This is a genomic window from Rhodococcus sp. 05-2256-B1 (genome assembly GCF_002258465.1).
In the GTDB taxonomy this organism is placed as follows: Bacteria; Actinomycetota; Actinomycetes; order Mycobacteriales; family Mycobacteriaceae; genus Rhodococcoides; species Rhodococcoides fascians.
The window spans coordinates 37,155-51,386 of record NZ_NOZA01000011.1; the positions used below are offsets into that span (position 1 = coordinate 37,155).

At 65.4% G+C, this 14,232-nt stretch carries 8 protein-coding genes and 2 pseudogenes; 7 read left to right on the forward strand and 3 right to left on the reverse strand.

Features of this window, described 5'->3' with window-relative positions:
* The first annotated feature begins 32 nt into the window (after positions 1-32).
* A complete protein-coding gene (locus CH285_RS02140) occupies positions 33-680 on the forward strand; it encodes a TetR/AcrR family transcriptional regulator (protein WP_032367536.1) in 648 nt (215 codons plus the stop codon).
* A 136-nt stretch (positions 681-816) separates the two neighbouring features.
* Here CH285_RS02140 and CH285_RS02145 read toward each other — a convergent pair whose 3' ends face one another.
* Positions 817-1,467: a DsbA family oxidoreductase gene (locus CH285_RS02145; RefSeq protein WP_176458421.1), complete on the reverse strand. Its 651-nt coding sequence runs from the start codon at positions 1,465-1,467 to the stop codon at positions 817-819.
* Positions 1,468-1,597: 130 nt separating this feature from the next.
* On the opposite strand from CH285_RS02145, the gene purB reads away from it, so the two are divergent.
* The gene (gene purB / locus CH285_RS02150) at positions 1,598-3,022 is read left to right on the forward strand and encodes an adenylosuccinate lyase (RefSeq protein WP_032367933.1); all 1,425 of its coding nucleotides are present in this window, start codon (positions 1,598-1,600) and stop codon (positions 3,020-3,022) included.
* 46 nt (positions 3,023-3,068) lie between these two features.
* Here purB and CH285_RS02155 read toward each other — a convergent pair whose 3' ends face one another.
* A complete protein-coding gene (locus tag CH285_RS02155; RefSeq protein WP_032381794.1) occupies positions 3,069-3,860 on the reverse strand; it encodes an HAD-IIA family hydrolase in 792 nt (263 codons plus the stop codon).
* A gap of 91 nt (positions 3,861-3,951) precedes the next feature.
* On the opposite strand from CH285_RS02155, the gene CH285_RS02160 reads away from it, so the two are divergent.
* Positions 3,952-4,377, forward strand: coding sequence for an HIT family protein (locus CH285_RS02160; protein ID WP_094621587.1), 426 nt, complete (start codon positions 3,952-3,954; stop codon positions 4,375-4,377).
* Here CH285_RS02160 and CH285_RS02165 read toward each other — a convergent pair.
* Positions 4,364-5,575, reverse strand: a complete 1,212-nt coding sequence (locus CH285_RS02165) for an ABC transporter substrate-binding protein (protein WP_094644424.1) — start codon at positions 5,573-5,575, stop codon at positions 4,364-4,366. The two genes, CH285_RS02160 and CH285_RS02165, sit on opposite strands and share 14 nt — an antisense overlap.
* A gap of 116 nt (positions 5,576-5,691) precedes the next feature.
* Here CH285_RS02165 and CH285_RS02170 point away from each other — a divergent pair, with 116 nt between their 5' ends.
* The 4 genes and pseudogenes from CH285_RS02170 to CH285_RS28775 form a co-directional block, all read left to right on the forward strand.
* Complete coding sequence (locus tag CH285_RS02170) at positions 5,692-9,183, forward strand: non-ribosomal peptide synthetase (protein WP_094644425.1); 3,492 nt, start codon at positions 5,692-5,694, stop codon at positions 9,181-9,183.
* 43 nt (positions 9,184-9,226) lie between these two features.
* On the forward strand, positions 9,227-10,882 hold the full coding sequence (locus CH285_RS02175) for a (2,3-dihydroxybenzoyl)adenylate synthase (RefSeq protein WP_094644594.1): 1,656 nt from the start codon (positions 9,227-9,229) through the stop codon (positions 10,880-10,882).
* 8 nt (positions 10,883-10,890) lie between these two features.
* A pseudogene (locus CH285_RS28770) lies at positions 10,891-12,303 on the forward strand (condensation domain-containing protein); the annotation flags it as partial.
* 78 nt (positions 12,304-12,381) lie between these two features.
* Positions 12,382-14,199: pseudogene (locus CH285_RS28775) on the forward strand (amino acid adenylation domain-containing protein); the annotation flags it as partial.
* Positions 14,200-14,232: the final 33 nt, after the last annotated feature.

The window sequence follows — 14,232 nt, forward strand, 5'->3', positions numbered from 1 at the left end:
AGCAGTCCGACGAACGGCTGCGAGCTGGCACGATGACTGGAATGTCCGCAGGTCCGACCGAGTCGCAGCACAAGGTGTCGGGTGCGACTCCGAAGGGAGTGCGCCGCCGCCACGCTCTGGCGTCGGCGGCTGCAGACCTGCTGGTCGAGGGTGGATTCGACGCGGTTCGGCACCGGTCGGTGGCCGCTCGCGCCGGACTGCCGTTGGCGTCGACCACCTACTATTTCGAGTCGCTCGGCGACTTGGTGGCCGCGGCGGTCGACGTCGTCGGGACCCGCGAGATCGACGTCATGCGCGGACGTATCGACGACGAGGGCAAGTGCTCGCAGAAGATGGAGTCGACCGTCGACCTCATCGTCGACCTGCTGATCGGCCCGCAGGGCGGTCACGAGCAACTGGTCGCGAGATACGAGCGGTTCATCGCGTCGGCTCGGCATCCCGAACTGCGCGAGGTGCAGTTGAGGCTGCGCGCCCAGATCGACGACCTGCTCACCGACGTGCTCCGCAGATCCGGCCGAACGGTGCAGGAAGAGCAGTTACGACGACTCGTGGCAGTGGTCGACGGTGCAGTGGTGGGCGCGCTCAGCGAGGTGGATCCCGATCCGCGCGAAATGGCGCGGAGCATGCTGTTGGCCGTCATCGACATCGTGGCACCGGCGGAACAGGTGTCGGCCGATTGACTCCGGCACCCTCAGGCCGGCGTGTTCAGCCCGAAGTCGTTCTCGTCCGAGTCTGCGTCTTGAATCGGTGGCACCTCGCACACACCGTCCTCACAGACGGGGCCGCGGTCGTCGCCGACCATCTCCAATGGACCGTTCACGAGCCGGCTGCGGCCTTGCGCAGGACGTCGGTGAACACCGACGCTTCCTGCGCGCCCGACACACCGAGCCGTCCGTCGATCACGAAGAACGGCACACCACTGATCCCGTAGGCGATGGCCTGCTCCTTGTCCGCGCGCACTGCCGGCAGGAACTCCTCGGACTTCAGCGCCGCGACCACCTCGTCGCGGTCGAGGCCGACCTCCGTGGCCAGATCGGCGAGGTCATCGACACGTCCGACGTGGCGGCCCTCCTCGAAGTAGGCCGCCAGCAGCCGTTCCTTCATCTCGACCTGCTTGCCCTTCGACTTGGCGAAGTGCAGGAGCTCGTGTGCTTTGACGGTGTTGGTGTGCTGCAAGGCGTCGAAGTCGTACGCAAGCCCCTCGGCTGCGGCCAGCTCGGTCATCTGCCCCAACATCTGCGTGACCTGGGCGGCAGGCATGCCTTTGTGAGAGACGAGGAAGTCGACTTCGGTGCCGTCGAAGTCGACCGGTGTGTCGGGTGCCAGCTCGAACGAGTGGAACTCCACCTCGAGCGTCCCGCCATCGGCGATGAACTCCGCAGCGCCTGCCTCGAAACGGCGCTTACCGACGAAGCACCACGGGCACGCGATATCGGACCAGATGTCGACCTTCACTGTTCGGCTCACGGCGACTGCAACATCGGAATGCGGTGATGTTATTCCACGCGGCGATGATCGCGGGAGGTCGTTGGCGGCAGTCCACTTTCGAAACAGTGCAGTCGTCTTCCGAGACCGACAACTGGGCCACGTAAGCTGGATGCTCGTGAGCATCCCGAATGTCCTGGCCACCCGTTACGCAAGCCCCGAACTGGTGGAGCTGTGGTCTCCGGAATACAAGATCACGCTCGAACGGCAATTGTGGATTGCCGTGCTGCGCGCACAGTCCTCGCTCGGAGTCGACGTGCCCAACGCGGCGATCGCCGATTACGAAGCTGTCGCCGACCAGGTCGACCTGGCATCGATCGCCGAGCGGGAACGCGTCACCAGGCACGACGTGAAGGCTCGCATCGAGGAGTTCAACGCCCTCGCCGGTCACGAGCACATCCACAAGGGACTCACCAGCCGTGACCTGACCGAGAACGTCGAGCAGCTGCAGATTCTGCGTTCGCTCGAACACGTCCACACGCACGGTGTCGCAGTGGCGAAGCGGTTGGCCGAACGCGCCGCCGAATACTCCTCCCTCGTCATGGCCGGTCGTAGCCACAACGTCGCCGCCCAGGCCACCACGCTGGGCAAGCGCTTCGCGTCGGCCGCCGACGAGCTGCTGCTCGCACTGTCCCGGCTGCAGGAACTGATCGCGCGTTACCCACTGCGCGGTATCAAGGGGCCGATGGGCACCTCGCAGGACATGCTCGACCTGTTCGGCGGAGACTCCGCGAAGCTCGTCGCACTCGAACGCATCGTCGCCGATCATCTCGGCTTCCGGCACACGCTCACCAGCGTCGGCCAGGTGTACCCCCGCTCGCTCGATCACGAGGTCGTGTCCGCGCTGGTCCAGGTGGGTGCCGGGCCGTCGTCGTTCGCGCACACCGTCCGCCTGATGGCGGGCCACGAGCTGGTCACCGAGGGCTTCCAGCCCGGCCAGGTCGGGTCGTCGGCGATGCCGCACAAGATGAACACGCGCTCGTGTGAACGCGTCAACGGCCTGCAGGTGGTGCTTCGCGGCTACGGATCGATGGCCGCCGAGCTCGCCGGAGCTCAGTGGAACGAGGGCGACGTCTTCTGTTCCGTCGTGCGTCGCGTCGCGCTGCCCGACGCGTTCTTCGCCATCGACGGTCTCATCGAGACCTTCCTGACCGTGCTCGACGAGTTCGGCGCGTACCCCGCCGTCATCGCCAAGGAACTGGATCGCTACCTGCCGTTCCTCGCGACGACCAAGGTGCTGATGGCGGCCGTACGTGCAGGCGTCGGCCGCGAGACCGCGCACGAGGCGATCAAGGAACACGCCGTCGCCGTCGCGTTGGCCATGCGTGAGCAGGGACTCGAGCCCGACCTGCTGGATCGCCTGGCCGCCGACGACCGCCTGCCGCTCGACCGCGCTGCACTCGATGCGGCGCTGGCCGACAAGACGGCCTTTGTCGGCGCTGCGGACGCTCAGGTCAGTGCGGTCGTCTCGGCCGTGGAGCGGCTGATCGCGAAGTTCCCGGCCGGTGCGGCCTACAGCCCGTCGCCGATTCTCTGAGTTCTCTGTTGTGAGTGGAAACTCGTAGTGGGCTGCGAGTTTCCAGTCACATCAGGACGTCCGGCAGGTCTGCGACGGAATCGATCACGTGATCGGGTTCCATCGCGAATTCGTCGGTGATGCGTCGATCGAGCACGTCCTGACGGAACTTTCCGGTGCGCACCAGGACACCGGTCATGCCGACGACCTGGGCGGCGAGGACGTCGTTGTCGAGGTCGTCGCCGACCATGACGACGTCGTCCGGGTCGACGCCCATCCGCTCGGACGCCGTGCGGAAGCCCAGGGGAGCGGGCTTGCCGATGGCTTTCGCGGCGTGTCCGGACGCTTGCTCCATCCCGGCGAGGTACATGCCGGTGTCGATGCGCAACCCGCCACCGGTACTCCACATCAACGATCGATGCATCGCGACGACGGGAATGCCGCGACACAGCCAGTCGTAGACGCGACTGAGACGCTCGTGCGTGAATTCCGGGCCGGCACCGCCGACGACCACGACATCCGGATCCCCGGACGACTCGTCGACGAATTCGATGCCCGGCATATCGGCCGCGATCTCGCCGTTGTTGATCATGACCACCCGAGCATCCGGGTAGTTCTCGCGTAGATGATCCGCGGTGAGCGACGCGGCGGTGACGATCTCGTCGGAATGGACGTCGAGTCCGACGTCGCGCAATGCCGCCGCTATCTGCTCGCGCGTCTTCGAGGTCGTGTTGGTCAGGAACGCGCGTGCAATGTCGTTGTTGTCCAGGTACTTCAGCGTCGCGGCTGCTCCGGGTACCGCCTGCCACGACGTGACGAGTACGCCGTCGATGTCGAAGAGAACCCCGCCGATGCTCATCGGCAAACAGTAGTCGGGTCGAGTCAGTCGTGCAGTTTCAGCAGTCGCGGTGTCGTTCGTGCAGTCTGCGCTCACGCCTAGGCTCGATGCCGTGAACCCCTACACGATTTTCTCCGAGATCATTGCTGGGACCGCCGAGGCGTCGCGCGTCCACGAGGACGACACCGCGATCGCGTTCATGGACATCAGGCCTCTCACCACCGGGCACGTGCTCGTGGTGCCCAAGCAGCAGTATCGGACGCTGGCCGAGTTGCCGCCCGAGATCGGTGCGCATCTGTTCGTTATCGGGCAGAAGGTGGCTGCCGCTGTGCGAGCGAGCAATCCGCGCGTCGCCGGGGTGAACCTGTTCCTCGCCGACGGCACGGTGGCAGGTCAGGAGATCTTCCACGTGCATCTGCACGTCATCCCGCGCATGATCGGCGACGGATTCGGCCTGCGGGCTCGGCCGTCGTCGCCGCATCGATCCGAACTCGACCGACTGGCGGCGGAGATCGCGGCCGCGCTTACTCGGCAGTGACCTTCTGCGCCTTGGACAGTGCATCGGCGTAGACGTTGATGGTGTTGGTGTAGCGGCTGTAGCTCTTGTTGGCGCCGTAGTCCCACAGCACCATCTGTTGCTTCTCGACGGCGGAGATGGTGTCGAAGCCGGGGTAACGGCTCGGGATGTCGGCAAGCTTCACGTCGGATGCGTTGGCAACGTCGTGGTAGACGAACGCGACATCGGCATCGACACTCGAGACGTTCTCCCAGGACACCTTCTTCCAGTAGCCGTCGTCGGTGCCGTCGGGTGTGTACATCTTCAGGCCCCAGCTTTCGTAGTCGCTGAAGTCGGGATCCGCCGACGGGTCGAGTACGTAGGCGACGTCGAGGGGCCAGACTCCGACTCCGGTGAGGTCCTGACGTTCGGACGCAACCTTCTTGAAGTTGGTGACAGCAGCGTCGTAGTCGGACTTGATGTCTGCCAGCTGTGGGGTGTCGAGGTCGACGCCGAGCGACGACGCCAACCCGGCGTAGTTCTCGATGGTCTTCGCGGTCGACGTCGTGTCCAAGGTGACCCCCAGGGTGGGAGCGATCCGATCGATCGGGTCGGCCTTGGACGAATCGGCCGTCGTGGTCAACTTGCCGAACTGGCCGAATCTCGGGTTGAACTCACCGATGACGAGATCCGGGTCCAGGCTGGCGGCTTTCTCGAAATCGAAGGTGCCCCAGGTCTCGCCGACCGATTCGATGCCCGTCAGATCGGAGCAACTCAGAATCGGGCTGGTCCCCATCGGCGTCGTCGACCAGATGGCGATCGGCTTGATTCCGTACGACATCAGCGCAGCGGCGGATTCCTCGTCGGCGATGATTCTGGTCGGTTGTGCATCGAGGGACACGGTCCGTCCGCGGCCGTCGGTATATGTGAACGGTCCGGACGCTCGGTCGACCGAATCGACGCGGTCGTTCGCACTGCACGCGGCGGGGTTCGCGTTCAGGTCGACGGCCTGGGTGCCGGCGTCCTCGGTGTCGGTGGTGCCGCTGCTGCACGCGGCAGCAGCGAGAAGCACGAGAACCGCTATGCCTCCGGTGAGGGCGCGGGGTGCGGAGCCGAATCTGCTCGAAATCGGTGTCACGTGTCTGCTTTCGTCGAGGCCGAGATGGCCGATGTCGAGTGGAGCGCCGTTCTTCCTGGTGTCGAGGTAGGGGCCGAGGGCACCCTCCTCGCGGTAGCCCACAGATGCTAGCCTCCTCAGGGTCGACTAAGCGAGGGTAGCCTTTCCTTATGGACTGGCTCTGGATATCGCCTGGTCGCGCGCATACGCAACACAGTCGATCGAAGGGGACTCACCGAATGGATCAGCGGGGAATCGGACGGGACGAACTGCGGGCGGTGGTTGCAGAACTGATCGGTGCGGAACCCGGGGCTGTGTCGATGGACGCGGATCTGTTCGAGCTGGGTCTCGAATCGATCGTTCTGATGCGGTTGGTCGGGAGATTCCGCAAGCAGGGGTCGACGGTGACGTTTGCCGAGCTCGCCGCGCAGCCGAACATTTCTGCCTGGTCCGAATTGATCGGTGGTTCGGCCGAATCGAGTTCCCGAAACCCCGAGCGGCAATCGACTCTGGTCGAACCGGACACGTCGGAGTTCGATCTCGCACTGTTGCAGCACGCCTACTGGATCGGGCGCAGTGCCGAGCAGCGGTTCGGTGGGGTCGCACCGCATCTCTACACCGAATTCGACGGCGAGGCAGTGGATCCCGATCGACTACGTGCGGCGCTCGATGCCGTCGCACAACGGCACGAGATGTTGCGGGCCCGGATTTCGGACAACGGACAGCAGCGCATCGAACCGACCTCGGGGTGGCGCGGGTTGACGGTCCACGACCTACGATCCGAGTCCGACCCGACCGACCGCCTCGAAGAAACGCGGCTCCGTCTGACCCACCAGATGCTCGATATCGAAGCGGGCGAGATGTTCTCGGCCGATCTGTCGCTCCTGCCGAACGGTCGCACGCGTCTGCACCTGGACATCGACATGATCGCCGGCGACGCAGTGAGTTTCCGTATTCTGGTTGCAGACCTGGCGCGGGCCTACGACGGCGATCCCCTCCGGGCAATCGAGTACAGCTATTCGCGGTACCTCGCCGATCGGCCGCTCGATCGACGCAGCGCCCGTGCTCAGGCCGAACGCTACTGGTCCGAGCGCCTCGACTCACTGCCCGGAGCGCCGACTCTTCCGTTGCTGGAACATGATTCGGGTGCTCCGGTAGCATTGCGTCGGGCATTTCATCTCGACTCCGCGGCATACGGCGATCTCCAGACGCACGCCAGAGCCCACGGAGTCACCCCGGCGGTGGCAGTGGCCACGGCGTTCGCCGAGGTGATCGGTGCCTGGTCTCGCGAACAACGGTTTCTGCTCAACGTGCCAATGTTCGATCGCGCTCCGACGCATCCCGACGTCGAGAATCTCATCGGTGACTTCTCGTCGTCGGTCATGCTGGAAGTCGATCTGAGCGAGCCGCTCTCGTTCGTCGAACGTTCCCGTCGGATCCGGTCCCGACTGCACGAAGACGCCTCGCACGCCGACTATTCCGGGGTCGAGGTGCTGCGCGACCTCGGCCGCCGTCGAGGAGAGCCGGTGCTGGCTCCCGTCGTCTTCACGAGCGCGCTCGGTTTGGGCGAGTTGTTCGACGCTCGCGCGCGGCAGGTCTTCGGTGATCCGGTGTGGATCATGTCGCAGGGGCCGCAGGTGGTTCTCGACGCGCAGATCACCGAACTCGACGGTGGCGTGTTGGTCAACTGGGACATACGCGAGAACGAGTTCCTCCCAGGAGTTCCCGACGCGATGTTCGACGCGTTCGAGACGCTGGTTCGCGCACTCGTGGTCGACGGTGACTCCGTGTGGGCGGAGCCTGTGGGTCAGCTGGTTCCACCGCGTCAGCTGATGTCGCGAACTCCGTCAGCCGATGTACCCCGAACGGACGCGTCGCAGTCGGCCGGGAACGAGACTCTGCACCGCGCCTTCTTCGATCGCGCGTCGCAGCATCCCGACGCGCTGGCGCTCGAGTGGGGCGAGAACGAGTCGATGACGTACGGAGACTTACGAGATCGTGCTCTGAAAGTAGCTGCTGCGCTGACCGATCGCGGCGTGGGGGTGGGCGACACGGTGGGCGTGACCTTGCCCAAAGGGCCCGATCAGGTGATCGCGATCCTGGGTGTTCTGGCCGCGGGCGGGGTGTACGTACCGATCGGCGTCGACCAACCGTCGAGCCGTGCTGCGCTGATCGCCCGAAAAGCGGGGTTCACGGTGACGATCGGCGGGTCGGGCGACGACGGTCTCGCGGTGTCCCACGCGATCCTGAGTGAGCCTCGGCCCGCCCCGCACCTCGGCCCCGACACCGCGCCCGCGTACATGATCTTCACCTCCGGCTCCACGGGTGAACCGAAAGGTGTTGTGGTCTCGCATCGAGCCGCGATGAACACGATCATGGATCTGGTCGAACGTTTCGACCTGAACGAGGGCTACCGTCCATTGTGCCTGTCCGAGTTGGACTTCGACCTGTGCACGTTCGACCTGTTCTCGGTGTTCGCGGCCGGCGGTACGGCCGTGCTCATCGAGGAACACGAGCGCAAGGATCCGCAGCGCTGGGCCGCGCTGATTCGTGCGCATCGCGTCACGGTGATCAGCTGCGTGCCCCCGCTGCTGGACATGATCCTGTCCACCGGTGACGATATGGGCGGTTCGCTCGAGGTCGTCATGCTCGGCGGCGACAAGGTGAGTATCGACCTTTACCGGCGGCTGACGGCGGCGGTTCCCGGATGTCGGTTCGCCGGACTCGGTGGCGCTACGGAAACCGCGATCCACAACAGCATCTGTGAGGTCGTGGACGTCGATCCGAACTGGCGCACGGTCCCGTTCGGGGTGCCGCTCGCGTCGATGGCGCTTCGGGTGGTCGATGCGCGTGGGAACCAGGTGCCGGACTGGGTGCCCGGTGAGTTGTGGGTCGCGGGCGTCGGTCTCGCCGACGGCTACCTGGGCGATCCCGAGCGTACGAACGAGCGCTTCGTCGAGGCCGACGGCTACCGCTGGTACCGCACCGGAGACCTGGTTCGGTACTGCCCCGGCTCGACGGCCGAGACCGGCTCCATGGTCGAATTCGTGGGCCGTGTGGACAACCAGATCAAGATCAACGGATTTCGGATCGAACTCGGAGAGATCGAAGCGGCACTCACCGCGGATCACGAGGTGGCCACTGCCGCAGCCGTTGTCGACCGCACCGCAGCTCCGATCCTGCTGTCCGCCGTGGTGCCGACCGATCGAGACGCGGATCCCCGTGAGACGGTAGCGGCCGTGAGGGCCAGGGCCGCCGAGCGTCTCCCAGCGCACATGGTGCCGGAGCAGATCGTGACGGTCTCCGCGCTGCCGCTGACCGTCAACGGCAAGATCGACTCCGCTGCCGTCGTCCGGCTGTGTCGCGCAGCGGGAGAAAGCGAACGGGTCGATGCCCGGATTGCGCCCAGAACTCACCTCGAAAGCGCCCTCGCCCTGATCTGGCAGAAGGTACTCGGGGTCGACGGCATCGGTGTGACGGACACGCTCTTCGCGCTCGGCGGCGATTCCGTCCTGGCGACGACCATCGTCGCCCGCATTCGCGAGTCCTTCGACATCACGTCGGTCACCGTGCGCATGATGTTCGCGGCACCCACCGTGGCCGGGCTCGCGGACCGGATGATCGACGCAGAAGGTGACGCAGAATTCCTCGAAGCCACCGCCGAGATCTTCCTGTCGGTCGAAGCGATGTCGGAGGACGAACTGTCGGCCGCGCTCGAACACCATTCCTGACCCGCTTCGCATTCCCGGAGGACGAGAATCCATGGTGCAGAACATGACCGAACTTGCCGAGCCGGACGCCGACGTCGACGCTTTCGTACCGTTCGGCGACGAGCGTGCCCGGAGGTACCTCGACGCCGGGTTGTGGCGAGGTGAAACCCTTCCAGAGGTGTTCGCAACGTGGGCGACGCAGTTCGGCCCTTCGAGGGCGGTCGTCGACGATCGCACGGAGCTGAGGTACGACGAGCTGCTTCGACGAGTGCGGAGCGTCGCAGCCGGATTCGCCGATCGCGGCATCGGACCGGGCGACCGGGTGGTCGTGCAATTACCGAACTCCGTGAACTTTGCGGTCGTGCTGTTCGCCTTGCTCGAATGCGGAGCGATCCCGGTGCTGACGCTGCCTGCACATCGCCGACGTGAGATCACCCATCTCGCCGCCACCGCATCGGCGGTGGCGTACGTGATCTCCGATCGGGACGGCGACTTCGACTATTGCGAACTCGCCGATGAGGTTCTCGCGTCGGTGACGAGTGTTCGGCACGTCTTCGTCGACAGTTCCGGACCCGAATCGAACGGCGGCGGGTCCCATACCTCTCTGTCCGCGGTGGCCGGGGTGCCCCGACAGTTTCCGCGCGCCCGGCCGACCGATCCTGCCTTACTGCTGGTCTCCGGTGGCACGACGGGATTGCCCAAGCTGATTGCCCGTACGCACAACGATTACGAATACAACGCCAGGGCCAGTGCGGAGGTCTGCGCTCTCGGTCCCGAGGACGTGTATCTCGCCGTTCTCCCTGCTGCACACAACTTTCCGCTCGCATGCCCCGGGCTGCTCGGTGCCCTCGGGGTAGGGGCAACGGTGGTGTTCTCCGGCAGTGCCAGCCCAGACCACGCGTTCGCGCTGATCGAGAGGTATCGCGTGACGATCACGGCGCTGGTTCCGACGTTGACTCATCTGTGGTGCGAGGCAACGGAATGGGAGGATGCAGACCTGTCCAGCTTGCGGTTGCTGCAGGTCGGGGGAGCGAAGCTGGCACCTGAGGTCGCCAAGCTGGTCGAGCCCGCGCTCGGATGCCGGCTGCAGCAGGTGTTCGGCATGGCCGAAGGACTACTGAACTACACCCGAGCCGAGGACAGCCCGGAACTGGTGATCGGAACGCAAGGCAGGCCGTTGTCCCATCTGGACGAGGTGCGCGTCGTCGATGCGGACGGAAACGATGTATCGCCCGGGGAAGTCGGTGAATTGCTGACGCGGGGCCCCTACACCATCAATGGCTATTATTCTGCGGCAGAACATAATACGACTGCCATCACCCCGGATGGGTTCTATCGCAGTGGGGATCAGGTGCGCGAGCTCGAGTCGGGCCATCTCGTCGTCACCGGTCGCATCAAGGACGTGATCACCCGAAACGGCGAGAACGTCGCGGCCGACGAGCTCGAAGACCTGCTGCTCACCCATCCTGCAGTAGCGCGGGTCGCGGTGATCGGGGTGCCCGATGCCGCTGTGGGCGAAAGTGTCTGCGCAGTCGTGGTGCCGAACGGAAGCGGTCCGACCGTCGCCGACGTGCGGGCCTTCCTGACGGCGGCCGGCTGCGCCGGATTCAAACTGCCCGATCGCGTGGTGACACGAACATCGCTGCCCGTCACCGCCATCGGCAAAGTGGACAAGTCCTTGCTCGTCACACAGTGCACGCAACAGCAGCCGACTCGATGAAGGAACCCATGGATCTCGACGACGTCAGACGTAGGTTGGTGCAGGAGCGGTTGCGGCGTGCCCGAGGCGACGAGGCCGCACCCGAGGCGAGCCGCGGCCCACTCGCAGACGTCGAGTCCGCCGAATTCGAGTCGTTGAGGGAGCAATTCGGATCCATCGACGACGTCTGGCCACTGTCACCACTGCAGCTCGGGCTCGTCTTCCAGGTAGGTGTCGACGCCGATGCCACCGAGCTGTACACCGTCCGCACCGTCGTCGAGGTCGACCGCGTCCTCGACGACGACAGGATCAGGCGAGCTCTGCAATCGGTCGTCGATACCACCGCGGCGATGCGGACGGCCTTCGTGACGCCGGACGACACCGCGCCGGCCCAGGTCGTGCTCTCTGCGGTGCAGGCACCGTTGACGGTGGTGGATCTCCGTGCGTGCCCGGCGAGCGAGGTGGACGATCGATGGAGCCGGATTCTCGCGGACGACCGGGCGCTCTCGTTCGACATCGCTGCGCCGCCACTGTTTCGGGTCACCCTGGTGCACCTTCCCGGAGGGGTCGACCGACTGTTGACCACCTACTGGTTCGGGTGCTTCGACGGCGGATCCTCGGCACTGCTCGTGGCTCGAGTCCTGGAGCAGCACGACGAGAACGGCACGCCCGTTCCGCCGGACCACGGCTACCGTGAGTATCTGCGTTGGCTGGCTTCTCGCGACCGTGCCGAGTCCGAGCAGGCGTGGCAGCGGTACTTCGGCGATATCGACAGCCCGACCTCGGTGGCCGCGGAGGCCACCCGTGGGGACGGTTCACCCCGCAGGATCGAACGCAGAGTGACGGCAGCGGTGTCCGGCGCGCTGGATCTGCACGCACGTCGATCCGGTTCGACTCTGTTCACGGTTCTCGCAGCGGCCTGGGCGAGTGTGTTGATGCGTGTGGTGGGGCGGTCCGATGTGGTGTTCGGTACCGCCGTCGCCGGTCGGCCCATGGATGTGGCCGGTTCCGACACCGCGATCGGCGCGTTCATCAGCACGGTGCCGATCCGGGTGACGGCAGGTGGATTCGATTCGGTCACCGATGTGGCTGCGCGCGTGCAGGATCAGCGTCTCGACCTGATGCCGCACGACACCCTCGGTCTCGGTGGAATTCAGCAGGCCATCGGTGCGGGGGCTCTGTTCGACACCCTGCTCGTCCTGCGTAACGCTGCCGGGCCTGCGGGACGACAAGAATCGACGTCGGCGGGGAACGAGCGCCGCGTGCGACACATCTCGACCGTCGATGGGTCCGAGTTCCCGGTGTCCATCGCAGTGGATCCCGGCGATGAACTGAACCTGTCGGTGACGTATCTACCCGATTCTGTGGACGACGAGCGTGCCCGATCGCTGCTCGACTCGTTCGCATCGGCACTCGATACCGTTGCAGCGCAGCCCGATCTGCCGATCTCGCGCTGGCCGTCTGCCCCGGGCGACATGCCGAGTGTCGTCGAGAACGAGTTCGACGGCCGATCGGAACGACTGCAGGACAACACGATCGCCGAATTGCTCGCCGCACGCGCCGCGGCCGTTCCCGACGACATCGCGTTGGTGTTCGGAGACCGGCGGCTGACCTTCGGCGACCTCGACCGGCGGGTGAACGCCTGCGCACTGGCGCTGCTTCGCCGGGGTGCCGCTCCCGAACGCATCGTGGCCCTCGCTCTGCCGAGATCGGTGGAGATGGTGGTGGCCCTGTTCGCGGTGCTGCGTACCGGTGCCGCGTACCTGCCCCTCGAACTCGACTATCCGACAGAGCGTCTCGACGTCATGTTGGCCGACGCGCAACCGGCCGTTCTGGTGACGACGGTGGACACGGAGAGCCGGGGATTGGCCACCACCGCCACACGGATGGTCGTCGACTCCCCTGAGGTCGTAACAGAGTTGGCGTACGACATCGACGCGTCGGAAGTCGAGGCGGCCACAGCGTCGGTCGGTTTTGCGTCCGGCACCGTCGGCCGACTCGAGCACCCCGCCTACGTCATCTACACCTCCGGCTCGACCGGAACACCGAAGGGCGTCGTCACTCCGTATCGCGGTCTGACGAACATGCAGATCAATCACCGGAACGAGATCTTCGCTCCCACCGTCGCCGTGGCAGGAGACCGCACCCTGCGGATCGCACACACGGTGTCGTTCTCCTTCGACATGTCGTGGGAGGAGTTGCTGTGGCTCGTCGAAGGTCACGAGGTACACATCTGCGACGAGGAATTACGCCGCGACGGTGAGGCATTGGCTCACTACTGCGAGCAGAACAGAATCGACGTGGTCAACGTGACGCCCACGTATGCCGGACATCTGCTCGATCTCGGACTGTTGGACGAACGCGACGGACATCGAATTCCCCTGGTCTTGCTGGGTGGTGAGGCGGTACCGGATGCACTGTGGAGTCGGCTCGACGGCATCGGCTACAACCTGTACGGGCCTACCGAGTACACGATCAACGCGCTCGGTACCGGAACAAGGGACAGCGTCGGGCCGTCCATCGGTTCGCCGATCCTGGGCACACGTGCGTCCGTCCTGGACCAGTGGCTACGGCCGGTCCCGATCGGTTCGGTGGGGGAGTTGTACCTCTCCGGTGTCGGTCTTGCGCGGGGCTATGTGAACCGATTCGGCGACACGGCAACGAGATTCGTGGCCGACCCCTTGACTCCGGGCGCACGGATGTACCGCACCGGTGATCTGGTTCGCATTCGAGCCGACGGTCTGTTCGACTACCTCGGTCGCGCGGACGACCAGGTGAAGATTCGCGGCTATCGAGTGGAGACCGCAGAGGTCGAACGCGCCGTGGCCGCATGCGAGGGTGTGGTGGGCGCGGTGGTGCGTACGGTGCAGATCGGGAGTGGTACTCGCGCCCTGGCCGCATACATCGTTCCTCGCGACGGCGGTACGACCGACACGTCCGTGCTGTTCGGTTCCATTCGAGACCGGCTGGCAGCGACGTTGCCCGAGTACATGGTGCCGACGTTGTTCGCTGCCCTGGAACGCATTCCGATGACGATCAACGGCAAGCTCGATGTGCGGGCTCTTCCGACCGTCGACGCCGTGGGCGGAGGCACGTTCGTACCGGCCCGAACGCCGGTGGAAACGATGTTGTGCGAGATCGTCGCGGCGGTTCTGGGTGTCGGACGCGTGGGGATCGACGACGACTTCTTCGCGCTCGGCGGCGACAGCATCACCTGCCTGGCCGTGGCATCGCGGGCGCGAAAGGCCTCGATTCCGCTGGCACCGCGTGAGGTGATGCGCAAGCGGACGGTGCGAATGTTCGGGGCGGAGCTCACACCGGACGCCGACGCACGCCCCGCTGTCCACGCCGCCGCCACGGTGGAACTGTCC

Excerpts from the sequence above, each read along its gene's own strand:
- CH285_RS02175 (WP_094644594.1), top strand. The coding sequence starts at position 9,227 with ATGACCGAACTTGCCGAGCCGGACGCCGACGTCGACGCTTTCGTACCG.
- CH285_RS02170 (WP_094644425.1), top strand. The coding sequence starts at position 5,692 with ATGGATCAGCGGGGAATCGGACGGGACGAACTGCGGGCGGTGGTTGCA.
- purB (WP_032367933.1), top strand. The coding sequence starts at position 1,598 with ATGCTCGTGAGCATCCCGAATGTCCTGGCCACCCGTTACGCAAGCCCC.
- CH285_RS02140 (WP_032367536.1), top strand. The coding sequence starts at position 33 with ATGACTGGAATGTCCGCAGGTCCGACCGAGTCGCAGCACAAGGTGTCG.
- CH285_RS02155 (WP_032381794.1), bottom strand. The coding sequence starts at position 3,860 with ATGAGCATCGGCGGGGTTCTCTTCGACATCGACGGCGTACTCGTCACG.